At 70.8% G+C, this 22,655-nt stretch carries 23 protein-coding genes; 11 read left to right on the forward strand and 12 right to left on the reverse strand.

Annotated features, from left to right (window positions below; genetic code table 11):
* Window positions 1–3 precede the first annotated feature (3 nt).
* Window positions 4–729 (reverse strand): GAF and ANTAR domain-containing protein, encoded by a 726-nt coding sequence (locus tag NDR87_RS04080; protein WP_251910138.1) that lies wholly within the window; start codon window positions 727–729, stop codon window positions 4–6.
* A 254-nt stretch (window positions 730–983) separates the two neighbouring features.
* Between NDR87_RS04080 and NDR87_RS04085 the strand changes: the two genes are divergently transcribed.
* Genes NDR87_RS04085 through NDR87_RS04095 form a run of 3 tightly spaced genes read left to right on the forward strand, consistent with a single transcriptional unit; the run spans window position 984 to window position 2,614 of the window.
* Entirely contained in the window at window positions 984–1,454 is a 471-nt protein-coding gene (locus NDR87_RS04085; protein WP_251910137.1) for an anti-sigma factor antagonist, read from the forward strand.
* Window positions 1,427–1,891, forward strand: a complete 465-nt coding sequence (locus NDR87_RS04090; RefSeq protein WP_251910136.1) for a peptidoglycan DD-metalloendopeptidase family protein — start codon at window positions 1,427–1,429, stop codon at window positions 1,889–1,891. The genes NDR87_RS04085 and NDR87_RS04090 overlap by 28 nt, the downstream gene beginning before the upstream one ends.
* A gap of 36 nt (window positions 1,892–1,927) precedes the next feature.
* Entirely contained in the window at window positions 1,928–2,614 is a 687-nt protein-coding gene (locus NDR87_RS04095) for a PAS and ANTAR domain-containing protein (protein WP_251910135.1), read from the forward strand.
* A gap of 12 nt (window positions 2,615–2,626) precedes the next feature.
* On the opposite strand, the gene NDR87_RS04100 is transcribed toward NDR87_RS04095, so the two are convergent.
* Both NDR87_RS04100 and NDR87_RS04105 read right to left on the reverse strand, forming a co-directional pair.
* Window positions 2,627–3,250, reverse strand: coding sequence for a pyridoxamine 5'-phosphate oxidase family protein (locus tag NDR87_RS04100; protein ID WP_251910134.1), 624 nt, complete (start codon window positions 3,248–3,250; stop codon window positions 2,627–2,629).
* 13 nt (window positions 3,251–3,263) lie between these two features.
* Window positions 3,264–3,863, reverse strand: coding sequence for a TetR/AcrR family transcriptional regulator (locus NDR87_RS04105; RefSeq protein ID WP_251910133.1), 600 nt, complete (start codon window positions 3,861–3,863; stop codon window positions 3,264–3,266).
* A gap of 159 nt (window positions 3,864–4,022) precedes the next feature.
* Here NDR87_RS04105 and NDR87_RS04110 point away from each other — a divergent pair, with 159 nt between their 5' ends.
* Entirely contained in the window at window positions 4,023–5,306 is a 1,284-nt protein-coding gene (locus NDR87_RS04110) for an MFS transporter (RefSeq protein ID WP_251910132.1), read from the forward strand.
* Here NDR87_RS04110 and NDR87_RS04115 read toward each other — a convergent pair.
* Window positions 5,198–6,847: an acyl-CoA synthetase gene (locus NDR87_RS04115; protein WP_251910131.1), complete on the reverse strand. Its 1,650-nt coding sequence runs from the start codon at window positions 6,845–6,847 to the stop codon at window positions 5,198–5,200. The two genes, NDR87_RS04110 and NDR87_RS04115, sit on opposite strands and share 109 nt — an antisense overlap.
* A gap of 164 nt (window positions 6,848–7,011) precedes the next feature.
* Here NDR87_RS04115 and NDR87_RS04120 point away from each other — a divergent pair, with 164 nt between their 5' ends.
* Genes NDR87_RS04120 through NDR87_RS04150 form a run of 7 tightly spaced genes read left to right on the forward strand, consistent with a single transcriptional unit; the run spans window position 7,012 to window position 13,827 of the window.
* Complete coding sequence (locus NDR87_RS04120; RefSeq protein WP_251910130.1) at window positions 7,012–8,016, forward strand: Gfo/Idh/MocA family oxidoreductase; 1,005 nt, start codon at window positions 7,012–7,014, stop codon at window positions 8,014–8,016.
* Window positions 8,003–8,875 carry a sugar phosphate isomerase/epimerase family protein gene (locus NDR87_RS04125; protein ID WP_251910129.1) on the forward strand — a complete coding sequence of 291 codons (873 nt, stop codon included), beginning with the start codon at window positions 8,003–8,005 and terminating at the stop codon, window positions 8,873–8,875. The genes NDR87_RS04120 and NDR87_RS04125 overlap by 14 nt, the downstream gene beginning before the upstream one ends.
* A complete protein-coding gene (locus NDR87_RS04130; protein WP_251910128.1) occupies window positions 8,872–10,167 on the forward strand; it encodes a M20/M25/M40 family metallo-hydrolase in 1,296 nt (431 codons plus the stop codon). The genes NDR87_RS04125 and NDR87_RS04130 overlap by 4 nt, the downstream gene beginning before the upstream one ends.
* Before the next feature lie 15 nt (window positions 10,168–10,182).
* Entirely contained in the window at window positions 10,183–11,304 is a 1,122-nt protein-coding gene (locus NDR87_RS04135; protein ID WP_251910127.1) for an Ldh family oxidoreductase, read from the forward strand.
* On the forward strand, window positions 11,301–12,227 hold the full coding sequence (locus NDR87_RS04140; RefSeq protein ID WP_251910126.1) for a Gfo/Idh/MocA family protein: 927 nt from the start codon (window positions 11,301–11,303) through the stop codon (window positions 12,225–12,227). Before NDR87_RS04135 ends, NDR87_RS04140 begins: the two co-directional genes overlap by 4 nt.
* Window positions 12,224–12,634 (forward strand): hypothetical protein, encoded by a 411-nt coding sequence (locus NDR87_RS04145; RefSeq protein WP_251910125.1) that lies wholly within the window; start codon window positions 12,224–12,226, stop codon window positions 12,632–12,634. The genes NDR87_RS04140 and NDR87_RS04145 overlap by 4 nt, the downstream gene beginning before the upstream one ends.
* Window positions 12,631–13,827: a benzoate/H(+) symporter BenE family transporter gene (locus tag NDR87_RS04150; RefSeq protein ID WP_251910124.1), complete on the forward strand. Its 1,197-nt coding sequence runs from the start codon at window positions 12,631–12,633 to the stop codon at window positions 13,825–13,827. Before NDR87_RS04145 ends, NDR87_RS04150 begins: the two co-directional genes overlap by 4 nt.
* Before the next feature lies 1 nt (window position 13,828).
* Here NDR87_RS04150 and NDR87_RS04155 read toward each other — a convergent pair whose 3' ends face one another.
* The 8 genes from NDR87_RS04155 to NDR87_RS04195 are packed head-to-tail and all read right to left on the reverse strand — an operon-like array spanning window position 13,829 to window position 22,651.
* Complete coding sequence (locus tag NDR87_RS04155; RefSeq protein ID WP_251910123.1) at window positions 13,829–14,416, reverse strand: hypothetical protein; 588 nt, start codon at window positions 14,414–14,416, stop codon at window positions 13,829–13,831.
* On the reverse strand, window positions 14,413–15,828 hold the full coding sequence (locus tag NDR87_RS04160; protein WP_251910122.1) for a PEP/pyruvate-binding domain-containing protein: 1,416 nt from the start codon (window positions 15,826–15,828) through the stop codon (window positions 14,413–14,415). The genes NDR87_RS04155 and NDR87_RS04160 overlap by 4 nt, the downstream gene beginning before the upstream one ends.
* Window positions 15,825–17,534 (reverse strand): AMP-binding protein, encoded by a 1,710-nt coding sequence (locus NDR87_RS04170; RefSeq protein ID WP_286013100.1) that lies wholly within the window; start codon window positions 17,532–17,534, stop codon window positions 15,825–15,827. Before NDR87_RS04170 ends, NDR87_RS04160 begins: the two co-directional genes overlap by 4 nt.
* Window positions 17,531–17,827, reverse strand: coding sequence for an acyl carrier protein (locus tag NDR87_RS04175; RefSeq protein WP_251910121.1), 297 nt, complete (start codon window positions 17,825–17,827; stop codon window positions 17,531–17,533). Before NDR87_RS04175 ends, NDR87_RS04170 begins: the two co-directional genes overlap by 4 nt.
* On the reverse strand, window positions 17,820–19,298 hold the full coding sequence (locus tag NDR87_RS37660) for a PEP-utilizing enzyme (protein WP_251910120.1): 1,479 nt from the start codon (window positions 19,296–19,298) through the stop codon (window positions 17,820–17,822). The genes NDR87_RS04175 and NDR87_RS37660 overlap by 8 nt, the downstream gene beginning before the upstream one ends.
* The gene (locus NDR87_RS04185; RefSeq protein ID WP_251910119.1) at window positions 19,285–20,295 is read right to left on the reverse strand and encodes an NAD(P)-dependent oxidoreductase; all 1,011 of its coding nucleotides are present in this window, start codon (window positions 20,293–20,295) and stop codon (window positions 19,285–19,287) included. The genes NDR87_RS37660 and NDR87_RS04185 overlap by 14 nt, the downstream gene beginning before the upstream one ends.
* A complete protein-coding gene (locus NDR87_RS04190) occupies window positions 20,292–21,437 on the reverse strand; it encodes an SDR family oxidoreductase (protein ID WP_251910118.1) in 1,146 nt (381 codons plus the stop codon). Before NDR87_RS04190 ends, NDR87_RS04185 begins: the two co-directional genes overlap by 4 nt.
* Complete coding sequence (locus tag NDR87_RS04195; RefSeq protein ID WP_251910117.1) at window positions 21,434–22,651, reverse strand: acyl-CoA dehydrogenase; 1,218 nt, start codon at window positions 22,649–22,651, stop codon at window positions 21,434–21,436. The genes NDR87_RS04190 and NDR87_RS04195 overlap by 4 nt, the downstream gene beginning before the upstream one ends.
* Between the last annotated feature and the right edge of the window lie 4 nt (window positions 22,652–22,655).

The raw sequence follows: 22,655 nt of genomic DNA on the forward strand, positions 1-22,655 counted from the left end.
CGCTCACCGAAGCCGCCGCACCGTGGAACCGACGAGGCGTTCCGCGGCGCGCTGCACCGTCATTCGGTGCTGCCGAGCCGTCTCCGTGAGTTTCAGGAAGGCGGTGCGCTCGTCGACGCTGTCGCGCGCCATCACGATGCCCTTGGCCATTGCCATCACCTCCCGCCCGCGCAGGCTCTGCGTGAGCAGATCGCTGACGCGCTCGGCCTCGCGCGCGGTCTGCATATTGGCCAGCAGGAGGGCCGCCTGGGCGGCGAACAGGGTGAGCCAGTGCTCCTCTCGCTCTCCATACGAATTCGGTTGATCGGCATAGATTTTCAGCGCTCCGAGTGCCTGCGATCCGGCGACCAGCGGCACGCTGAGCGAGGATCGCAGGCCCAGCCCGGCCGCCTCTCGCGCCCATCGAGGCCACCGGCGGTCGCCGTTCAGATCGTCGATGCGCACGACCACGCGATCCGCCCAGGCCGTCAGGCACGGCCCCTGCCGGATGCGGTACTGCACCGCGTCGGCCTGTTCGACCACGGCATCGGTCGCCGCGGCGGTGACGCGTTCGCCGTGCGAATCCAGCAGCGTGATGCCGGAGCCCACCGTTCCCGGAACCGTCAGCGCGGCAAGCGAAGTGATGAGCTCCAGGGCCGTGTGCACGGTCTCGGCGGACAGCCACAGGCCCGAGGCGCGCGCGAACGCCGCCACCAGCTCGTCGGCCATCGCGGCATCGGCGCTGTTCATCTCGACCTCCAGGGGTCCGCCGACCCATCGGGCGACCGAACCATCGGTTTGGTGGCGGGCCCACCCTCTCGGTCCGAAGACGAACCCGTCCTCTTCGGGATAGCAAGATGCGGCATCCGCAAACCCGGCATCGCGGGGCAGCGATGTACAAGGCCCCGCACCTCTGCTATGAAGGAGAAGCGGAATAGCCTTGAATGGGCAGGGCCGATTTCGTGTCATCGCGCACCGTTGTGCGCCGACGAATCGAGTGCACCATGAGCACTACCTCCGATCTTGCGAATCTTCTCGGTCACCACGCCGTGCTGGACGACGAACCGGCGGGTGCGCGCCGTCGACTGTCCACCCGGCTGGAGCACCGCGGCCGGGCGGTCATCGTCCGGACCGACGGCGAGGTCGACGCCTACACCCTGCCGACCTGGCGACGCCTACTCCGGGAGGCCGCCGCCACGGTACGGTCGGGCCTGCTGATCGTGGACACCACGGGCCTCGATTTCATGGGATATCGCGGATACGTTGCGCTGGCCGAGGAATCGGCACGCTGCCGACACCGCGGCGTCCAGCTGCGCATGGTGGCCGACCGACCGGTCGTGGCCCGCCTGCTGGCGGCGGCCGGACTGAGCGCCGAACTGCCGATCCACGCCGACACAGATCAGGCCCTCGCGCAGCCGGAGGCGGAGGTAAACCGTTCGAGGGCGATATGGTCCGATACTGGCCGCTCGGCGTAGGACGGATCGTCACCGGTGAATTCGGGCCCCGACCCGATGGTTTCCACTGGGGCGCCGACTTCGGTCGCGTCGGCGGCAGTGCCGGCATGCCGGTCTACGCCTCCCAGGGCGGCAGCGTCGTATACTCCGGTGCCGCAAGAGGATTCGGCGGCCCCGACCCGGCGGGCTGGCTCGTTGTCGACCATCCGACCGAGGACGGCAGCGGCACCACCGTCTACGGGCATATCGTGCGCGAGGTGCCACACAATGCCCGGGTCGAGGCCGGGCAGCGGATCGCTCGGATCAATCCGGACCGGGCCACCAACGGTGGCGTGGCACCGCATTTGCATTTCGAGGTCCATCGCTACAGCTACGCCCCACCCGGTCCCGACCGGCTCGACCCGCTAGCGTGGCTGGAAGGCGCCGCCGAACCGGAGACGGCTGGAGACTGCCGGTAAGGGTTTGGTGCGCCCGGCACGGGAATCCAGGAAACGATGAGCGAACCGATCGACTTTGCCCCGGGCGACGCGGCCGACGTGGCCGCGGCGACCACCCGAGTACCCACGGTCGGCAGCTTCCGCGTCTGGTTCGCGACCCGCCGCTGGGAGTGGTCGGAGGACCTCTACCGGATGCACGGCTACGTGCCGGGCGAGATCGAGCCCACCACCGAACTGATTCTCCGGCACAAACATCCCGCCGATCGCGAACACGTCGCCGCACTCATCGATCGGTCGCTGAACCAGCGCGAGGCGTTTTCCAGCCGACACCGGTTCTTCGACACCGCCGGAGCCGAGCACAACGTCATGGTGGTCGCCGACCTCATCTACGACCAGGACCGGAAGGCGGTCGGCACGTCAGGGTTCTACATCGACCTCACCGACACGCTCGCCGAGGCCAGAGCCGCGGCGGTGAACGCGACGCTGCCCGACGTGGTCCGCGCCCGAGCGGAGATCGAACAGGCCAAGGGCGTCCTGATGCGCATGTACAAGGTCAGCGCCGATCAGGCCTTCCGCGTCCTGGTCTGGCGATCGCAGGAGACCAATACGAAACTGCGGGACCTGGCCCAGCAACTGCTCGCCGACCTCGACGACCTGCCCGCCTGCCCACCCGGTCTGGTCAGCGAGTTCGACCACATGCTGCTGACCACCCACCTGCGGGTGCGGTCCCGACAGCAGCCGTAGCCGACCGCTCCGCTAGGACGTCGCCGCCAGTTGCGCGCGCAGCCGGGCGTTTTCCTGCTCCAGCAGGGTCAGCCGCTCGCGGATGGGGGTCAGCGCGCGCTCGAGTTCGGCCTCGGAGTAGCGCGGGGTGATGTGCTGATGGCAGTTCCAGTTGTAGCCCTCCACGCGGATGAGCAGCAGGCGCTCGGGGCGGCCGTCGGTGCGGATCGAGCACAGGCGCTCGGTGAGCGCGGGGTCATCGGTCAGCGCGCGGGTTTCGGCGCGGCCGAAGATCTTCAGGCGCAGGCGGCGCGGATAGTCCATCAGGAACAGGGCGACCCGGCCGTCGGCGCGGATATTGCCGGTGGTGATGTATTGGCGGTTACCGCGCACCTCGGCGAGGCCGATGGTGTGTTCGTCGAGGACGTGTGCGAAACCCGGTGGGCCGCCACGGAACTGGACGTAGGGCCAGCCGGTCTCGCCGACGCTGGCCAGATAGAAGCCGTCGCGGGATTCGATGAAGGCGATCTCGTTGTCCCGCAGCGGTTCCGGGTCGGCACCTCCGCGCAGCGCGCGCTCGGCCGCCGCGGCGCTGCCCTGTTCGCGCTGGACCTGCCGCACGGAGTCGGTGTAGGCCAGCTGCGCGTAGCGTCCCATGGTCGTTCCTCTCTCAGGCGGGCCGCTCGCCCGGCAGGGCGGCGTCGAGCAGTGCCGCGGCGGCCGCGCGGGCATCCGCTGCCGCCGTGCCGTCGCCGTCGATCTGGGTGACCACCACCGCACCCTCGATGAGCAGCAGCAGCTGGCGGGCCAGCGGCGGCGGCGCGGCCACGCCCGCCTCGCGCAGCAGTTGCTCCAGCAGCTGCCGGTAGCGCGCCAGATGCTGGCGGGTGAGGTCGCGGGCGGACTGTCCGCCGCGGCTGTCGGCGACGTAATTGAGCACCGGGCAGCCGTGGAAACCCTGTTCGGCGAACCAGCGCGCCAGCAGGTCGAACAGGGCGAGCACCCGCCCCCGCCCCGCGGGCGCCTCGGCCAGACCGGCCCGCAGCCAGGCGTGAATACGGTCGCTGCGCTCCCGCACCACCGCCGCGGCCAGCCCCTCCTTGGATTCGAAGTACCGATAGATGGTCAGCGGCGAGGCATTGGACGCCGTGGCGATCTCGCGCATACCCACCGCGGTGAGGCTGCGCTCGTAGAACAGCCGGGCGGCCGCGTCCAGCACCCGCGCGCGGGTCGCCTCGGGATCGATCGTCGCTCCGGGCCCGACCGGCATGGCGTCACCTCACCTGTTGTCCTGTTCAGAAGATAACGCTCGTTACCATCCGGGTCAACCCGTCCCGGAAACGGCAACATCCTTGGCCAATCTCGCAGGGGCGCACCGATGCTCGTCCGCAAGCGATCCGATATGACGAGAACGGTGGGTGTTTCGCAGATGACCGATACCAAGCAACTGGTCCACAACCGAGATGGAGCCCTGCCCGCCGGGGTGTATCTGCTGGGCTTCAGCTTGTTCGCGATGGGAAGCGCGGAGTTCCTGCTGGCCGGTGTCCTCCCCGAGGTCGCCGCCGACCTCGGGGTTCCGCTCGCCTCGGCGGGAATTCTGATCACCGCGTTCGCCCTGGGGGTGGTATTCGGCGGGCCGCCGTTCGCCGTATTGAGCCTGCGCTGGCCACGGCGCACCGCGCTGCTGGCCACCCAGGGAGTCTTCGCGGCGAGCGTCGCCGCCGGACTGGTCGGCGATTACCGGATGCTGCTGATCTCCCGCGTGGTGGCCGGCATCGCGTACGCGGGCTTCTTCGCCATCGCGTCGGTGACCGCGATCGGCCTGGTGACTCCGGACCGCAATGCCCGGGCGTCCGGCGTCGTGGTCAGCGGTTTGAGCGTGGCCATGGTCGCCGGAGGACCCGCGGGAACTCTGCTCGGCCACTTCACCGGCTGGCGCGGCGGATTCTGGGCCGTGGTGGTGCTGACGCTCGCCGGGATGATCGGATGCGCGCTCGGAATACCTTCCACCGCAACGGATCAGCGGGCGAGCGCGGGGCCGGACGTGCGACGCGAACTCGCCACCATGCGCAGGCCGATGCTGTGGAACGTCTACGCGATCACGATCCTGACCACCGCGGCGTACATGATCACCTTCAACTACCTGGCCGCCATGCTGGCCGATATCACCTCGGTTCCCGAGGTGTGGATTCCGGCCGTGCTCGCCCTGTTCGGTATCGGGGCCTTCCTCGGCCTGTCCATCGGCGGCCGGATCGCCGATCGGAGGCCGGGACTGGCTCTGGGCGCGGGGACGGCCGCGATCGTCGTCCTGTCCGTCGTGTTGGCGGTCGCGATGGCATCTGCCTGGGTGGTCGTGCTCGCGGTATTCCTGCTCGGGATCGGGGCCTTCGTCCTCAATCCGGCCCTCTACGGCCGGGTCTTCGCCATCGCCGCCGACGCCCCGACCCTCGCCGGAGCCACCACGGTGTCGGCCTTCCAGCTGGGCATCAGCGGCACCCCCGTCCTCGCGGGCGTGGCCCTGAGCCAGGGCGCGGGCCTCCCCTGGATCTGCCTGATCGGCGCGGCCCTGGCCGCGGCCGCCGGACCGCTGATCCGCATCGATGGTCAGCGCAGGCTTTCGGGATCCAGCTCGACCAGTGGTTTGCGAAGCAGTTTGCCGGTTGCGTTGCGGGGCAACTCGTCGAGGAAGATCACCTCGCGCGGCACCTTGTAGCGGGCCAGGTTGGCCCCGACGTAGTCCTTGATCCGCTGGGGGTCGCGGTCGGCGTGCGGCGCGGGAACGACGAAGGCGCGCAGGCGTTTTCCGAAATCCCGATCGTCGACGCCGACGACGGCGGCCTCCAGCACGTCGGGACGGTCGGCCAGCAGGTTCTCGACCTCCTGGGGGAAGACGTTCTCGCCGCCGGAGACGATCATGTCGTCGTCGCGGCCGTCGATGAACAACAGGCCGCTGTCGTCGAAATGGCCCACGTCGCCGGAGGAGATCATGCCCTCGACGGTCTCCTTGTCGCGGCCGTCGGTATAGGTCCGGTGGGCGTGGGGGTTGGCGATGAAGATCGTGCCCGGCACATGCGGAACCGTGATCCGGCGGCGGTTCTGGTCGTAGAGGGCCAGACCGATGCCGACGGGGGGACGACCCGCGGTCGTGGGCGCGGCGCGCAATTCGGCCGGGGTCGCGATCGAGATGACCGTGCACTCGGTGGAGCCGTACATGTTGTAGAGGACGTCGCCGAAATGATCGAGCGCGCGGGTCACCACATCGGCGGCCATGGCCGAGCCGGAGGCGACCAGCACCCGCAGCGAACTCGTGTCGTACTTCGCCAACACCTCCGGGCCCAGGTTCAGGATGCGCTGCAGCATCGTCGGCACGAGCACGAGGGCCTCGGCCCGGTACTCGGCGATATGGGCGAGGGTCTGCTCGGGATCGAATCGACGCTGCTGGAACACCACTCGGTTGCGCAGCGCCAGGCCGAGGGTGAACTGGGACAGGCCGGTGCCGTGAAAGGTGGGGGCCGCCATGACGATCGTTGCGCCCCGGGGCAGCGGGATCCGGTCCACGAATTGCGCCGAGGCGAAGGGGCTCGTCCGATCGCGCGGTATCCCCTTCGGCGTGCCGGTGGTCCCGCTGGTGAGCATCACCATCCCGCCGGGTCGCGGCGGCGCGGGCAGCGCCGCGGTGGACCGGTCGGCCGCCAGGCTCGCCACGGTCGGGGTCGACGGATCCACCTCGTCCCACTCGTCCACCCAGGTGAGAATGCGCTCGACGGTGGCGGGCAGCGCGGCGAGCAGGCCGCCGAACTCGCTGTCGTACAACACCGTTCGCGCCCGCTCGCGCGCGGCGACATCGGCCAGCTGCGGCCCGCCGAAGCCGGTGTTCATCAGCACCGTGCGCACCCCGAGCTTGCCGGCCGCCAGCAGGCTCAGCACCATGCCCCGGTGATCGCGGGCGAGCAGCGCCACCACATCGCCCGGCCCGAGCCCGGTCGCGGCCAGCCCGCGGGCCAGCGCATTGGACTTCCGGTCGAGCTCACCGAAGGTCAGCGCCCCGGCCTCGTCGACGATCGCGACCGCCTCCGGATGGGTCAGCGCGCCCTGGCGAACCACACCCGCGAACGGCCCGAAGCGGGCGACATCGCGGGCCGACCGCAGCGCCAGATCGGGCCGCAGCGGATCGAACAGCCCGCGCCGCCGCATGACATCGACACCCAGCGCCAGATCCGCCACCTTGCGCAGGACGGTTTTCGTGCGTGCCATCGGCGCCTCTCCTGTACGACGAGCGAACCCGGATTCCCGAGTTCGACATTCGGCGAATCCCCGCGCGGAAGCAGTAGCAATTAGTTGCCACGCCGCGGTGATTGCGCCGGAAACGCGTTCGATGGAGCGTTGTTACGGGCCCGCGAGTCGTGAGGAACCAGCCAGTGCGATCTTTCATCATCGGTCTCGGCCATGCCGGGCGGAATCTGCATCTGCGTGCCCTGCGCACCGTGCGGGCGCAGGCGCGCGATGATCGAGACCTGGCCGCGATATTCGACGACGCGCAGCCGCTCGGCTACGACCCCCTCCCCCGGCCGGTCGACGGGGTGCACCTGGTCGGGTCGCCGCGAGAGGCGTTGCGCCACACCGATCCGCGCACCACGATGGTCCACCTGTGCGCGCCGCCCGCGGCCCGCCTGGGGCCGGTGGCCGAACTGGCCGAACTCGGCTTCCGGCACTTCCTCGTCGAGAAGCCGCTGGCCGCCGACGCGGCCGGGGCGCGCGCGCTGGCCGTGCTGACCCGCCGTCACGGCCTGCGGCTCACGGTGGTCGCGCCGTGGCTGTACAGCGGTGTGACACAGCGGATTCGGGCGCTGGCGGCGGCGGGCGAACTCGGCCGCATCCGCCGCATCTCCATCCGTCAGACCAAACAGCGCTCGACGACTGGCGATGGGACGGACGCGCACGGCAATGCCTTCGACGTCGAACCCCCGCACAGCGTCGGCGTCGCCCTCGAACTGGCCGGTGACGCGCGGCCGACCGCCGCGTGGCTGCGCGACACCCCGCCGATCGACGGTCGCGTCGTCGCCGATATGGGCGGCGCGGGACTGGTGCTCGCGCACCGCGGCGGCGTGGTCACCGATATCGAATCCGATCTCACGGCCCCCGAGCGGGTCCGCCGCATCGACGTGGAATTCGAGCACGGGAAGGTCACCGGCCACTATTCGCTGTCGGCCGACGATCTGAGCGGGCGCGTGGACATCGAGGGGCGACCGACCGAGACCTTCCCCGACGACGCGCTGCGCACGCTGTTCCTGCACGCCTACCGCGGCAGCGCGGCCGACCGTCTCGAATTGCATTGCCGGGTGGTCGAAGTGCTCGACACCGCCCGCGCCCTGGCCCACTCCGCCCGGGTGCTCGAACCCGGAGGCGAATGTGCCGCACTCTGACCGTCTCACCCGCCCGGCCGTGCGCCGAGCGGGCATCGGTGACGAGGCGCATGCCGAGCTGGGCCAGCAGATCGCGGCCGTACGGGCGCTCGGCTGGAATCGGCTCGAGTTGCGCAGCGTCGACGGCACGGCGGTGGCCGACCTGGACGACGGCCGATTCGCTCGCGCCGCCGAGCAACTCGCGGACTCCGGCGTCGAGGTGGTCTGCCTGGATTCCCGGATCGGCAACTGGGGACGGCCCGTCACCGGCCCCCTGGCCGAGGACGTCGCGGAAGTGGAGATCCTGGCCCGTCGCGCCGTGGCCCTCGGCTGCACTCGGATCAGGGTGATGTCCTACCCCAATGACGGTCTGTCCGAACAGGATTGGCGCGCCGAGGTGCTGCACCGACTGGCGGAGCTGGCCAAGGTGGCCGCCGATCACGGGGTGGTGTTGCTGCATGAGAACTGCGCGGGCTGGGCGGGCACCGATCCGCGGCGGGCGATCGACCTGCTCGACAGCATCGACTCCCCCGCGCTGCGGCTGCTGTTCGACACCGGCAACGGACCCGCTCACGGTTACTCCGATTACGACTATCTCGCCCCGCTCGTGGACCTGGTCGACCATGTGCACATCAAGGACGCGATCGCGACCGACGCCGGGGTCCGGTACGTCCGCCCCGGGCAGGGCCGCTGCCGCGTGGCCGACGGTGTGCGGCTGCTGCTCGCACATGGCTATTCGGGGGTGTTCTCCATCGAGCCCCATCTGACCCTGCGCCCCCACGAGTCGATGACCGAACTCACCGACATCTCCGAATTCGTGGACTACGGAAGGCATTTCGACGCCCTCCTGGCCGATATCGTGGACGGGCCGACACCGTGAGCGCCGCGATCTTCGGCGCGGCCGATCTGGAACTGCTGCTGGAGTTGCTCGCCCTGCCGACCGCGGGACCGCTGGAACATCCCGACGGCCCGCCGCCGCGACTGTGGGAGGCCGGGCGGCGCATCGCGGCCCACGCCGAGCGATTCGGCTTCCGCATCGAGCGGCACGCCGCCGCCGAACCCGCGTGGCTGCACCGGCCCGGCGTGCCGGAGATCGTTCGGCAGGCGGCCGCGGTGCGACCCGATTTCCTGTCGTCGCAGCCGAATCTCGTGCTGCGCTGGGGTTCACGCGCGCCGGTGGAACGCACCCTGATGTTCAACGTCCACCTCGACACCGTGGCCGACGTCCCCACCCCGCGGGTCGACGGCACCCGCGTCTACGGCCGGGGCGCGATCGACGCGAAGGGTCCGGCGGTGGCTTTGCTGGCCGGTCTGCGAAACGCGCTGGCCCCCTTGGATTCCGAGCGGCCCGAGCTGTGCGTACTGGTACAGCTGGTGGCGGGTGAGGAGGGCGGGGCGATGGGCGTCTTCGGCACCCGCCCGCTGGTGGCGGACGGTTACGTCGGCCGGATCAACATCTTCTGCGAGCCGACCGGCGGGCGGCTGTTGCCCCGCAGCACGGCGGCCATGACCGCCCGTATTCGGGTGCGCGGCGAGGATGCCATCGACGACCATCCCGAGGCGGGGCACAACGCGAGCGTGCTGCTCGGCTACCTCGCCCACCGCCTCGCCCAGACCCAGCCCGAATGGGCCGCGCGAGCGCGGGTCTGCATTGCCGGGCTGCACACCGGGCGGCTGCACAATCGCGTCTACGGCAGCGGCGATCTGCTGCTGAATATCGCCTACCGGGACGCGGCCGTGGCCGATCGGGTGCGTACCGCCCTGGAAACACGCTGTGCCGCAGCGGCCGCCGAATTCGCCGAACTGTACGTGAACAACCCGGCAATGGCCCGCACCGCCGACGCCGCCGCGAGTCTGGTGGGCGTCGACTGGCTGAAAAGCGGTCTGCCGACGCTGAATTCGATCGATCCGTGGGCGGAGGAGATCGTGGCGGGCCGAGGTCCCGCGGCGGTGCCGTGGGCCGCGCCGGACGAGGAGGGCTTCACCTGCGACGCGATCTGGATGGGTGAGGTGCCCGGGACCTACACGGTGGTGTTCGGCCCCGGCGACCTGGACCGCAACCGGGCCCACGCCGCCGGTGAATTCGCCGATCTCGGCGACCTCGACCACTACGCCGCCCAAATCGGCGCGCTCGTCGGCAGATTCGCCGCAGCCCCTACCGGCCTCGAGTGAATGGATAGGAACCGCATGCTCGACATCGAGACCGCCGACCGACCGTCCGTCGACCACGACGAGCTGGTCGGCTTCGTGACCAAGATCTTCACCGGCCGCGGCGTGCCCGCCGATCGGGCCGTGGTCGCGGCCCGCGCGCTGGTCTACGGCGACGCCGCCGGACTCGGCTCGCACGGCCTGGCCAATCTGACCCGGCTGTATCTGCCGCTGTTCGACGCCCGCCGCGTCGCCCCGGCCGCCGACCTCACCGTGCTGTCGGACCGCGGCCCCGCCGCGGTGATCGACGCCGAGCGCACGCTGGGTCTGTGGACGGCCTCGGCGGTGCTCGACGATGCGGCCGAACGCGCCGCGCGCTACGGCGTCGGGGTGTGCTTCGTGCGCAATGCCACCCACTTCGGCTGCGCCGGATTCCACACCCGCGCACAGGCATTGCAGGGTCGCATCGCGCTGCTGTCGTCCAACTGCGGCGGCCAGCGCATCGCCCGTCCGCCGGGTGGGCGGTACGCGATGCTGGGCACCAATCCGCTCAGCATCGCCGCACCCGCGGGCGCGGCCGACCCGTTCGTCCTCGATATGAGCACCACGGCCGTGCCCACCGGCAAGATCCGGGTCGCCGCCCGCCGTGGCGAGCCGATTCCGGAGGGCTGGCTGGTCGACGCGGCCGGGTCTCCGGTCACCGACCCCGCGGCCCTGGATCGCGGCGACGGCTTCCCGGTATGGCTGGGCGGGCGGCCGGCAACGGGGGCATACAAGGGCTACGGCCTGGCGCTACTCGTCGAGGTGCTCTCGGCGCTGGTATCGGGAGCGGGTCTGGGACCGGACGCGGCCGCGTTCACCGGCTCGGGCGGTCCGACCGGGCGCGACGACGATATCGGCTATTTCGCCATGATCATCGATCCCGTTGCGCTGCGCGGCGATTCGGCGGTGGCCCCGGCGGCGGAGGCCATGTTCGCGGCGCTGCGCGAGTGCGCGCCGATCGATCCGGACGAGCCGGTCGGCTATCCGGGGCTGCGGGAGGCCGAGCGGGTGCGCGCGTCCCTGGCCGAGGGGATCGCACTGGATTCGGCGCTGTGGGCCGAGGTGCTCGCCCTCGCCCGCGCCGAGGGCGTCGACGCACCGGCGGGAGCGCTCCGATGAGCGCCCCGCTGCGGGTCGGGCTGGTCGGACTGGGCGTGATCGCGCCCTACTATGTGGCCGCCTTCGACCGGGTCGACGCCGCCGAACTGGTCGCGGTGTGCGATCTGCGCGCCGAGCGGCTGCGCGGCCTCGCCGACACCCACGCCTGCTATACCGACCACCGCGCCATGCTGGCCGAGGCCGGGCTGGATGCGCTGATCGTCAACGTGCCCAACGATGCTCACGTCGAGATCTGCGCCGACGCCGTGACGGCGAATATCGCGGCCTGCGTGGAGAAACCGCTGGCCATCGAGGTCGGCGCGGCCCGCGAACTCTGCGCGGCCGCCCGCGCCGCCGGAGTCACCCTGTTCACCGCGTTCCACCGCCGCTACAACGACAATGTGCTGAACCTGCGCGCCCGCGGGGCGGCGCACGGATCGGTGCGCTCGGTGGTGGTGCACTACGACGAGCTGATCGAGGAGCATGTGGGCGAGGACCGGTGGTATCTGGATATGGAGCGCTGCGGCGGCGGCTGCGTCGCCGACAATGGACCGAACGCGCTCGACACCGTCCGCATGTTCCTGCCGGACCTGGCCGTGCAGGATGCCTCCATCGAGCGCGATGGCGCGGGCGTCGATCGCAAGGCCGATATCACCCTGGCCGGTACCGACGGCGCGACCGCGCGCGTACTGCTGGACTGGTCGTATCGGCACGGCGAGCGCAAGACCGTCGAGGTCGAATACGGCGACGGCACTGTGCTTTTCGCGGATATGCTGGGCGGGCACCAGGGATTCAAGAGTTCGCTGTGGCATGAATACGTCGGCATCCTCGACGATTTCGTGCACGCGATCCATACCGGTGGCACCCACGGCGAGGACGGCCTGATCGCCCTCGAGCTGGTCGCCGACAGCTATGCCCGAGCCGGACAGGACGGTCCGCGATGAATCCCTTCGAAGACGGCGCGAAACTGGCGGTCTCCGGTTCGGTGGTCAAGGTGCTGCGGCATCGCCGCGACGACCGCGGCATGTCGGTGTCGGAGTGGGCGAGCCGCTGCGTCACCCGCGGCGAGGTGCACGAGCTGGTGACCACCGACCACACCGACGACAGCACCGGCGCGCGCATCGATCGGGTCGGCTTCCTCGGCTTCGCGGAGATCACCTCGGCCGGTGTGATCGATCGCGGTGACGAGGTCCGGGTGGACGGGATCGTGATCGGTTCGGTCCTCGGATTCGACTGCTGCCACTATCCCAACCACTACAACGTGCTGATCCGCACCGAGCGACCGCTCACCGGCGTGGGGCTCGGCCTGCGCCCCGGCTCCTCGGTCACCTTCACTCAGCCGAACTCGTGACCGGACAGCTCACCGCCGGACGCGTCCGCCTCGCGGACCTGTCGGTCTCGGCGATCGTCGCCGGTTTCATCGCCGTGGCGGTGTCCTATTCCGGTCCCCTGCTGGTCGTGCTGGCAGCGGCCGCGGCCGGGGAGCTGAGTGCGGCGCAGACCATCTCGTGGGTGTGGGCGATCTCGCTCGGCAGCGGGGCGGTCTGCGTCGTCGCCAGCCTGTGGACCAGGACACCGGTGATCGCCGCCTGGTCCACGCCCGGGGCGGCGCTGCTGGCCACCGGATTCGCCGAATACGGCTATCGGGCCTGCGTGGGCGCTTTCGTCGTGGCCGCCGCGGCGACGCTGGTCTTCGGGCTCACCGGATGGTTCGGCCGGATGCTCGACCGACTGCCCGCGGCGCTGTTCCCGGCCATGCTGGCGGGCATTCTGCTGTCGTTCGGCCTGGACGTCTTTCGCGCCCTGTCGGTGGCTCCGCTGATCCCGGCCGTCGCGCTGCTGGCCTATCTGATCGGCAAGCGGTTCGCCCCGCGCTACGCCATCGGCGCGGCGCTGCTGGCCGGTACCGGGGCGGCGCTGGCGCGGGGACGGGTCGACTTCGGGCGGGTGGATTGGGAATTCGCCCGGCCGATCTGGACGACACCGCAGTTCACGCTGCCCGCGCTGATCGGCCTGGCGGTGCCGCTGTTCGTGGTGACAATGGCCTCCCAGAACGCGCCCGGTCTGGCCGTCCTGCGCGCGGCGGGCTATCGCACCGACGATCGCAAGCTCGTCGGCGCGACCGGCGTGGCGGCGATACTGTTGGCCCCGTTCGGAAGTCACGCGATCAATCTGGCGGCGATCACGGCCGCCATCTGCACCGGACCCGAGGCGCATCCGGACCCCCGGCGGCGCTACGTCGCGGGGGTGGCGTGCGGGATCTGGTATCTGCTCATCGGTGCGGCCGGGGGCACGCTGATCGGCGTATTCGCCGGGCTGCCGAAGGAACTGGTCATGGCGGTCGCCGGCATCGCGCTGCTGGGTGCGCTGCTCGGCGGGCTGGCCGGGGCGCTGGCAGAGGACGGCGACCGCGAGGCCGCGCTGCTCACCTTTCTCGTCACCGCCTCCGGCCTCACCATGTTCGGTATCGGTTCGGCGTTCTGGGGGCTGGTGTTCGGCCTCGCCGCCCACCTCCTCGCGCGGCGGCGGCGCGCGCGATACTGATTCAGCCCCGCAGCGCCGCGGCCGTCGCGCGCAGATCGCGGTGCAGCAGATGCCAAACGGTGTGATAGCTGTCGATCAGCGGGGAGGCCACGTAATCGTGGTCGCCCGACTCGATGGCCTCGGCCGCCGCGCCGAAGCGGGCCGGGTAGCCCGACCACAGGATGCCGCTGGCGCCGATGCGCGCCAGCAGATCCCGCTGGGCGCGATGGAATTCCACGACCGCGCCCGCGCCCGCCGCGTCCCGGGCGCGCTGGAAGGCCGTGACGTGCTCCTTGAGCACCGGGTCGGCGCGCTCGAATTCCCGCAGCAGCTCGGTCAGCTCGGCGATCGCGGGCAGCGCCAGCGCTCCCGCCGCGATCGCCGTATCGGCCTGCCGCGCACCGGATTCCGTCGCACCGAACAAGCGGCCCTGGGCCGTGTCGGCCTGCCGCAACAGTTCCCGGCCGACCAGTGCGGCCAGCGTGCCGTCCAGATCCGGCACCGCCTCGGGCAGCCAGGAGCGGACCCGCTCCGATCCGAGCCAGCCCGCCACCCGAATCGCGTGCAGAATGCGCGGTTCCAGCGCCTCGATCTCGATTTCCGTTGTCACCGTCGTCCTTTCTCGTTCGCGGCCAGCAGCTCCCGCAGTCGCGCCGGGCGCTCGCCGTCGGGCGGTGCGTCGCCGAGCAGGTCGGCGGGCCAGTCGACGGCGGGGCGGGAGACGGCGGGAACCCTTCCCTCCCAGACCCTTCCGGTGGTGCCGCAGACGGTCACCGTCGCCGCCGCATGCGGCGCATCCGGCCAGTCCGGATCGGTGAACCGCGCGCCGACCACGGCCGGGCGGCCGAGTTCGCGGGCCACGACCGCGGCGTGCGAGCCGAATCCGCCCGCCAGCGTGATGATTCCGGCCGACTGGGTCATGCCGAGGAAGTCCTCCGGCTCGGTGGTCGGCCGCAGCAGCACCACCGGCTCGCCCGCATGGGCCAGCGCCTCCTCCACCGTTCGCACCACCCGGCCGGTGGCCACGCCGCCCGCCGCGCCGATGCCGGTGGCCAGCAGCCGCCCATGCCCGGCCGCGGCCTCCTGCCGGTCCTCGGCGCACAGCGCCCGCGGCGACAGCCGCACCAGCGCGGTCGCCCGATCCAGCAGGCCGCTGCGCCAGGCGTCGATGGTGACCACGGTCCGGACGGCCTCCGAGGCGGTGGCCGCGCGCAACTGCACCAGCCACAGCCGCCCGCGCTCGACGACGAATTCGACCTCGATCAGCACCCGTTGCCAGGCGAACAGCTCGCCGACGAACCGGTCGAGTTCGGCGTGGGCGGCCGGAGATTCGCGCGCGAGCCGCGCCAGCCCCTCGGGGGTCACCTGACCCGCGACCAGGGCCGCGCCGGTGCTGGCGGACAGGTATTCACCATGCATACCGCGCGCGCCGGTGAGCGGATCGTGGCTGAACACCACGCCGCTGCCGGAGCGCTCGCCGAGTCCGAACACCATCGCCTGCACCACCACCGCCGGAGCCAGGCCGTCCGAAATCCCTTGGTCGCGACGGTAATCGCGGGCCCGTTCGTTGTTCCAGGAGTCACGCACCGCCGCGACGGCGGCATGCACCTGATCGACGGGCTCCTCCGGTACCCGCTCACCCAGATGGGTGCGCAGGTCGCGCTCGCCGATCCGCAGCAGCGTGCGCGCCAGCTCCGCGCTGCCCAGCCGGGCGGTCAGGGCGGGCACGGCGGTCTCGCCGACGCCCAGCCCGAGCAGCGTGTCCATCATGCCGGGCATACTCACCGGCGGGCTCGAGCGGACGGCGAAGGCGACCGCCTCGGGCTCGACCGCCATGCGGGTCGCCGCCTCGCCCCGCAGCCGGTCCAGCAGTGCGGCGATCGATGCGCGATCGACCCCGGCGCGGATCGCCGGGCCGTCGAGCACCGCGAACGGCGGGACCGGATAGCCGCGCTCGGACAGCAGATGCAGGTGAAAGCCCTTGTTACCCAGGCGTTCCCGAGTGATTTTCGACGCACTCATCGCAGTCGCTCCCGCAGCGGCGAACGCGTGCCCACATGACAGACCCGCGCGGTGACCTCGCCGTTGTCCAGCAGCTGCCACAGCTCGGCCCGCTTGGGTTTACCGCTGGTGGTCCGCGGCACCGCCAGCGGCGCGATCACGGTCAGCGCGGCATGGTCGGCGGGTAGCCCCATCCGGGTCAGCACGCCCAGTGCGGCCGCCACCTTCTCCGGCGGCACCCGCTGCTGGAAGATCAGCAGGGCCGCGGCGGTATTCGGCTCGTCGAGATCGCGCAGCACCGCGGTCACCTTGTCGTGATGCAGCCCCAGCCGCTCCGCCAGCGCCATCTCCACATCCTCGGCGGTGACGAAGTTGCCGTTGATCTTCACCGAATTGCCCAGGCGGCCCAGCACATAGATCTGCCCGTCGCGCAGGAAGCCCAGATCGCCGGTGTGGTGGCGGCGATTGCTCGCCGCGATCGGCACGCTCGCCCCGTCCTCGAGATATCCGCTGAATATCGCGGGCGATTCGACCACCAGTTCGCCGACCCGACCCTCCGGCAGCGACTCCCCCGCGTCGTCGGTCACCAGCACACGCGCCCCCGGCAGCGGCTCCCCGCAGCCGACCACCCGGACCGCGTCCGCATCGTCGCCGGTCACCGGCTCGAGCGATTCCCGCCCGAGCACCGGAACCGCCTCGCCCGCACGGAATTTAGTCCCGTCGACCAGCAGCGCGTGCGGCGACTCACCCGGTCCGGTGGTCGATACGGCCAGGGTGGTCTCGGCCATGCCGTATCCGGGTTTGAGCGCGTCCGCGCGCAGGCCGAACGGCCCCAGCAGGTCGTGCAGCGCCCGCAGCGCCCCGATATTGATGCGATCGGAGCCGATGATCACCGTGCGCCAGGTGGAGAAGTCCATGCCCGCCAGGCTTTTCGGGCTCACCACCCGCACGATCCGCTCCAGCGCGAAATTCGGCGAGGCCGAATGGTTGACGCCGTGGCGGCCGAACAGCTCCAGCCACAGCAGCGGCCGCCGCACGAACTGCTCGGGCCGCATCAACCACACGTCCTTGCAGTGGCTGACCGGCGTCAGAAACGTTCCGATCAGCCCCATATCGTGATGCATCGGCAGCCAGGAGCCGAACGAGTCCGGATCGTCGGCGGGCCGATCGCGGAAGACCGTCTTCAGCATCTCGATGTGGGCGACCACCGCCGCCGAGCTCAGGCATACCGCGCGCGGCGCGCGGGTCGACCCCGAGGTGAACTGGATGATCGAAATATCCTCGCCCAGTGCGGGATCGATGGTGGTGTCGATGCTCTCGCCGACCGGCTCGGCGGTGTCGATCCGCTGCGGCCCGGCCGGATCGTCCGGCAGCAGCGCCAGCGTCTGCGCCTCGGCGATCACCGCCCGCGGCGCCAGCGCGCCCAGCAGCGTCGCAACGTATTCGGGGTAGCTCACCGTGCCGTGCAGACCCGGCGGCGCGATCACGGTGGGAATCGCGCCCAGGGCCAGCGCGCCGAAGAAGTACCGCACGAAGTCGCGGCCGGTGGGCAGGATGATCGCCACCCGGTCGCTCTTGCGAATCTCGCGGTCGCGCAACCTGTTCGCCACCCCCAGCGACTCCCGCGCCAGCACCGGATAGCCGGTGCTGCGCCATTCGGAGCCCTGGTAGAAGGTCAGCGATGTGTCGGCGACGGGCTCGACCAGCCAATCGACTATCGACTTCATGAATGCCCCGATGCCGCCCGCACGCGCTGGATCAGCGTCACCAAATCCCCGACGGTCGCCACCGCGCCGATATCCGGGTCATCGATGAGTTCGATGCCGTAGTGATCCTCCACCCGGGTCAGCGCCTCCATCATCGACAGCGAATCCAGGTCGATGTCGTCGCGGATGGAATCGGTCATGCGCAGGTCCGGCCGGGGACGGCCGACGCCGAGCTGGTCCTCGATCACCGCCAGCACGGCCGCGTCGTCGACGGCATCGGCGTCCAGCCGGGTGAGCCTGGTGTGCTCAGTCAAGAATCGTCACCTCTCCTTTGTCCCCGTCCACCTGGACGCGTTGTCCGGACTTGATCTCCGCGGCCAGCGGATGCGAGACGACCGCGGGAATCCCCACCTCACGGCAGATGATCGCGATATGGGAGTACTGACTGCCGCGCGCGGTGACCACCGCGGAGACGAACGGCAGCAGCGGCATGATGTTGGCGTCGGCGCTCTCGCACACCAGCACCGCGCCCGGGGCCTGCGGCAGTTCGTCGAGGCCGATGGCGACCCCGTCGTACACGCCCGAGGACACGCCCCGGGGTCGCCGCACCGGTTGCACGTGCCGCGGTGCGCCCGGTGTCCGGTCCAGGTAGTCGGGCATGTCGACGGCCAGGGCGTCCTCGCAGGCGAGTCGTCGCGCCTCGAGCTCCCCCGGATCGGGCAGCGTCTTCGCGCGTAGTTCGGCCATCGCGAGATAGGGCCACTCGTCGGTGCGCAGTCCGCGCAGTTCGGCCAGCCGCGGGACGAACCGGCGGTGCGCGTGCAGCAGCCGCATCGCCAGCGACTTGCTGTGTTCGCGCAGGGCCATCACATCGCCGAGGAACAGCACGGTCGCATCGATGCCGACCCCGCGCCAGCGCCCGCGCATGCCGATCAGCGCCTCGCGCGGGGACACCTCGACGACCTCGCCGCCACCGCGCGTCACCTCGCCCATCGGGGGCAGCGTGTAATCGCACCAGGGCGCCTGGGTGTCGGCGATCTCGTAGAACGGATACCGAACGAACTCCGACGGCCCGCCCTCGATGGGGGCCATGTCCGCGATCGGACCCCAGGGCAGTTCGGCGGGTTCGCGCAGCCAGTTCAGGATCGAATTACTCTGTACGGCAAGCCGATGCACGGCCGTGCGCTGCAGCACATCGGCGGCGATCGAGCCCGAGGTCCCGATGATGTGCAGATGCCAGGCCCGCTCCAGCAGCCCGTTGCCCACCTCGGCCAATTCACCTAGCCGCCAACCACTCTCGGTGGCCATGACATCGTCGACGAGCTGCTCGAAGTCGAAGACGCGCTGTTCGAGTTCGATGACCCGCGGCCGCAGCGTCACCAGTTCGCGCAGCATGCGATAGGTGGCCCGGTTGCGGCCGACCCGGCCGGGCCCGCGCCCCAGCATGGTGCGCGGCGGCTCGATGCCCTCGAAGTAGGCCGCGGTCACATCCTCGGGGGTCAGCAGGTCCACATGTTCGGCGATATGGCAGTAGGCGCTCAGGTTGTGGTACGGGCGGCAGTTGAAGTAGCCGGTGAACACGTAGTGGGATCCGGTGGCCCACACCGGATCCCGCAGAATGTCGGAGACGAAGGTGCGGGTGCCCAGCTCCATCGGGCGGCCCACCAGCGACCAGGACATCGGCGACAGCCGCTCGGGGGCGATCTCACCGAAGTTGCCCGCCGAGTACACCCGCAGCACCGGATGCGGTGCGGTATCGACCCGGCAGATCTCAGCTGTCGACACGAACGGCTCCCCTCTCGCGGGCGGCCGTCGCGACCATGCCCGCGTGCACCAGCGAACGACCGGTCGCGGCCAGATAGTCCGGCGTGGACGGGGCCGGGCCGCCGGGCAGTGCGTCGAGAATGTCCGGCTCGAAGTCGAACAGCGGCCGGGCGTAGTCCACGACCTCGGGATCGACGCCGAACCGCCGGGCCAGACCGCGCTGCAGCACCCGGGACAGGCCGCCGGTGTCGACCAGTTTCGGCATGACGTTCCAGGGTCGGCACAGCTCGTCGAGCACCTGCGCCATGGTCGGCAGGTCCGGATCGAAATAGGTGTAGGTGGAGGACGGTCCGTCGTCGGTGAGCAGCCGTTCCACCACCGCCGCCGAGGCGGCGATATCGGTGGCGTAGACCGGATAGTCGCCGCGGCGCTCCAGCAGCACCGGCAATCCGCTGAGCACATGCGGCAGCACGGCCACCGGACCGCCGTGGCGTGGAATCAGCCGCGCGGGCGCGGCCCCGAACAGCGTCCCCAGCCGCAGCACCGTCACCGGCAGCGCGCGTTCGCGCCGGATCACCAGCTCCGCACGGTATTTCGCGTACTCGTACCAGTTGCGGAAGGTCTGGCCCCGGGACAGATCCCGATTGCCGAGCGCACCGCGGGCGCGGCCGAGCGCCAGCACGCTCGACACATGCACCAGCCGACGCAGTTCGGTGCAGCCACGCGCGAAGTCGAGCACATTGCGCGTGCCGGTGAGATGTACGTTCACCACCTCGGCGGGATCGGCGGCCATGCCGACCGAGCCGAAGCAGGACACGATGCCCGCCACCCCGGTCAGCCGCACCCGATCATCGGGGGCGAGTCCAAGGCCGGGCATCAGCACGTCCCCGACCACCCCCGCCCCCACGTCCGAACGTCCGGAGCGACTGAGTGCGGTGACCTCGTGTCCGGCGGCGACGAGGCGGCGTACCACGGCGTGGCCGAGATAGCCGGTGGCGCCCACGACGAGCACTCTCATGCGAACCTCCCCAGCGGCAGACCGGCGAAATCGTCCACCGGAGGCGCGGTTTCGAGCCCGAAGGCGATGTCCAGGATCTCCTCGACCCCCACCGCGGGCGTCCAGCCGCCGGTGAGCGCGGCCAGCCGCGACCGCTCGAAGACCCGATCGATGGAGACGTAGCGCAGCCCGTGCAGCCGATTGCCCATCTCCCGGCTCCACCGGGCGTACTTCAACACGACGTTCTCGCCGAGTCGCAAAACCCGCGGCGACGCGGTCACCAGCCGCGGCGGGCGATAGCGATGTTCGACATCCTTGGACTCCAGCAGGGCCAGCAGCGCGGCCAGCGTGGGCGCCTGCTCCCCCGCGCACAGATGGACCAGCGCGCCCCCGTTCCAATCGCGAAAATCCGTTGCGGCGCCGCGGCTCAGCAGCCGCACCAGCCCCTCGCCGACCACATCGCGCGGCAGGATGTCCACCCGCGCGCCGGGCCGCACCGGCAGGATCGGGAGCTGTCCACGCGACAGCGGCGCGACCAGTTGATACAGCGAGCTGTAGCGGGTCGTCGACCGGGTGGCCGAACTGCCGATCACGCCGCCGATGCGGGCGATCAGGACCGGATGTCCGGTATCGCCGGCCGCGCGCAGCAGATGCCGTTCGGCGAACCATTTGCTCAGCTCGTAGGGCGTGCGATCCGGATGCGGCGCGTGCTGCTGCTCCGGTATCCGCCCACCCAGGGTGCCCGCCACATACGCGGTGCTGGCATACAGATACGGGATGCGGCGGCCGATGCGCTCGGACAGGGCCCGGGCCACCTCGAGGCCGGTGATGGCGCCGAGGTAGTTGACGCGGTCCATATCGGCCTGCGACGCGGTCCAGTCGACGATCCCGGCCAGGTTCACCACCGCCGCGATATCGCCCCGAACGGCCAGGGCGTCCAGATCCAGCGCCCACGCGGGCGCGGTGACATCGCCGAGCAGCTGGGTGATGCGCGTGGTTCCGGGTGCATGGGCGCCGCCGAGGTTGCGCCGCTGCCGCCGCCGGACCACCGCCCGCAGCTCCAGTTCCGAGGCGATACCGGCCGATCCGGTCAGCACCGCCTCGGCGAAACCCTGGCCGACCTGACCGGACAGTCCGGTGACGAGCATGCCCGCGGCCGTCATCGGGTGATCCTGATCAGCCGGTCGTACATCTGAGCGTCGCCGCGCAGGGTGTCGCTGACGATCGCCAGCATCATCTCGTCGGTGCCCGCGCCGATCCGAGCGACCCGAATATCGTTCCAGTACTGACCGAACGGCGTCTCCGCGGTCAGATAGCCCGGGCCGCCGAAGGTCTGCATGGCATCGCTGATCACGCGCTCACCCGCCCGGGCGGCGCACAGCTTCAAACCGGCTATGCGCGAGATGAGTTCGCGGTCCAGCGTCCGGGTCATCAACTGCCGCGCCACATCTCGCACCGCCCCGCGCAGCACCTCGACCTCGGCGCTGAGTTCGGCGAGCCGGAAGGCCAGATACTGGTGATCGCGCAGCCTGCGGCCGAACTGCTCCCGGCGCTCGGCATGTTCCACCGCCAACCCGATCGCCGCGGCACAGCCGCCCGCGACCTGCGCGGCAATGGCCAAGCGCTCGAAGGACAAACCGTAGTTGAGATTCAGCACACCGAGCCCGCGCCGCCCGAGCAGCGCGTCTTGGCCGATCTCGACGCCGCGGAACTCCACCGCGACGGTGTCGAGCGCATGGGTGCCCAGCTTGTCGTGCTCGCGAATCCGCACGGCGTCGGCCAGCGGCACCGCGAAGAGGGCATGGCGCTCGGTCGGCGTACCGTCCGCGGTGGCCAGCCGGCACAGCACGATCGCGAAATCGGCCACCGCGCCGAGCGATACGTACTTCTTCGCCCCGTCGATCACCCAGCCGTCGGCCGTCGGCCGGGCGAGGGTGGTCACCGCCGACAGATCGCTGCCACCGGTCGGCTCGCTCGCCGCGATCGCGCCGACGATCCGGCCGTCCAGCGCGCCCTCGCGCAACTCGTGCAGCCGGATGCTGCTCCCGGCGAAGCGGTGCAGCAGCGACAGCACCGTCTCGGTGTGCAGCGAGACGCCGATCGCGATCCCCGCCGGGGCCCGGGTGCTCAGCGCATCACCCAGCGCCACACCGTATTCCACATCGCCCGCCGGTCCGGCATCGAGATCCCAGCGCCGCCGCAGCACCCCCGCCGCGCCCAGATCGCTCAGCACCGAACAGGGGAAGCGCCGCGCCCGGTCGGCCTCGGGCACCCGCGCCAGGGCGGCGTCCACCACCGCCGCCAGCTCCTCCGGAGCCGGACGCGCGCCGGGCCGCCGCCCGTTCGACTCGACCACTCCGGCCGACCCTGCCGTCACCTCG

This window comes from Nocardia sp. CDC159, from assembly GCF_023740735.1.
In the GTDB taxonomy this organism is placed as follows: Bacteria; Actinomycetota; Actinomycetes; order Mycobacteriales; family Mycobacteriaceae; genus Nocardia; species Nocardia pulmonis.

Excerpts from the sequence above, each read along its gene's own strand:
- NDR87_RS04080 (WP_251910138.1), bottom strand. The coding sequence starts at position 729 with ATGAACAGCGCCGATGCCGCGATGGCCGACGAGCTGGTGGCGGCGTTC.
- NDR87_RS04085 (WP_251910137.1), top strand. The coding sequence starts at position 984 with ATGAGCACTACCTCCGATCTTGCGAATCTTCTCGGTCACCACGCCGTG.
- NDR87_RS04090 (WP_251910136.1), top strand. The coding sequence starts at position 1,427 with ATGGTCCGATACTGGCCGCTCGGCGTAGGACGGATCGTCACCGGTGAA.
- NDR87_RS04095 (WP_251910135.1), top strand. The coding sequence starts at position 1,928 with ATGAGCGAACCGATCGACTTTGCCCCGGGCGACGCGGCCGACGTGGCC.
- NDR87_RS04100 (WP_251910134.1), bottom strand. The coding sequence starts at position 3,250 with ATGGGACGCTACGCGCAGCTGGCCTACACCGACTCCGTGCGGCAGGTC.
- NDR87_RS04105 (WP_251910133.1), bottom strand. The coding sequence starts at position 3,863 with ATGCCGGTCGGGCCCGGAGCGACGATCGATCCCGAGGCGACCCGCGCG.
- NDR87_RS04110 (WP_251910132.1), top strand. The coding sequence starts at position 4,023 with ATGACCGATACCAAGCAACTGGTCCACAACCGAGATGGAGCCCTGCCC.
- NDR87_RS04115 (WP_251910131.1), bottom strand. The coding sequence starts at position 6,847 with ATGGCACGCACGAAAACCGTCCTGCGCAAGGTGGCGGATCTGGCGCTG.
- NDR87_RS04135 (WP_251910127.1), top strand. The coding sequence starts at position 10,183 with ATGCTCGACATCGAGACCGCCGACCGACCGTCCGTCGACCACGACGAG.
- NDR87_RS04140 (WP_251910126.1), top strand. The coding sequence starts at position 11,301 with ATGAGCGCCCCGCTGCGGGTCGGGCTGGTCGGACTGGGCGTGATCGCG.
- NDR87_RS04145 (WP_251910125.1), top strand. The coding sequence starts at position 12,224 with ATGAATCCCTTCGAAGACGGCGCGAAACTGGCGGTCTCCGGTTCGGTG.
- NDR87_RS04160 (WP_251910122.1), bottom strand. The coding sequence starts at position 15,828 with ATGAGTGCGTCGAAAATCACTCGGGAACGCCTGGGTAACAAGGGCTTT.
- NDR87_RS04170 (WP_286013100.1), bottom strand. The coding sequence starts at position 17,534 with ATGAAGTCGATAGTCGATTGGCTGGTCGAGCCCGTCGCCGACACATCG.
- NDR87_RS04185 (WP_251910119.1), bottom strand. The coding sequence starts at position 20,295 with ATGAGAGTGCTCGTCGTGGGCGCCACCGGCTATCTCGGCCACGCCGTG.
- NDR87_RS04190 (WP_251910118.1), bottom strand. The coding sequence starts at position 21,437 with ATGACGGCCGCGGGCATGCTCGTCACCGGACTGTCCGGTCAGGTCGGC.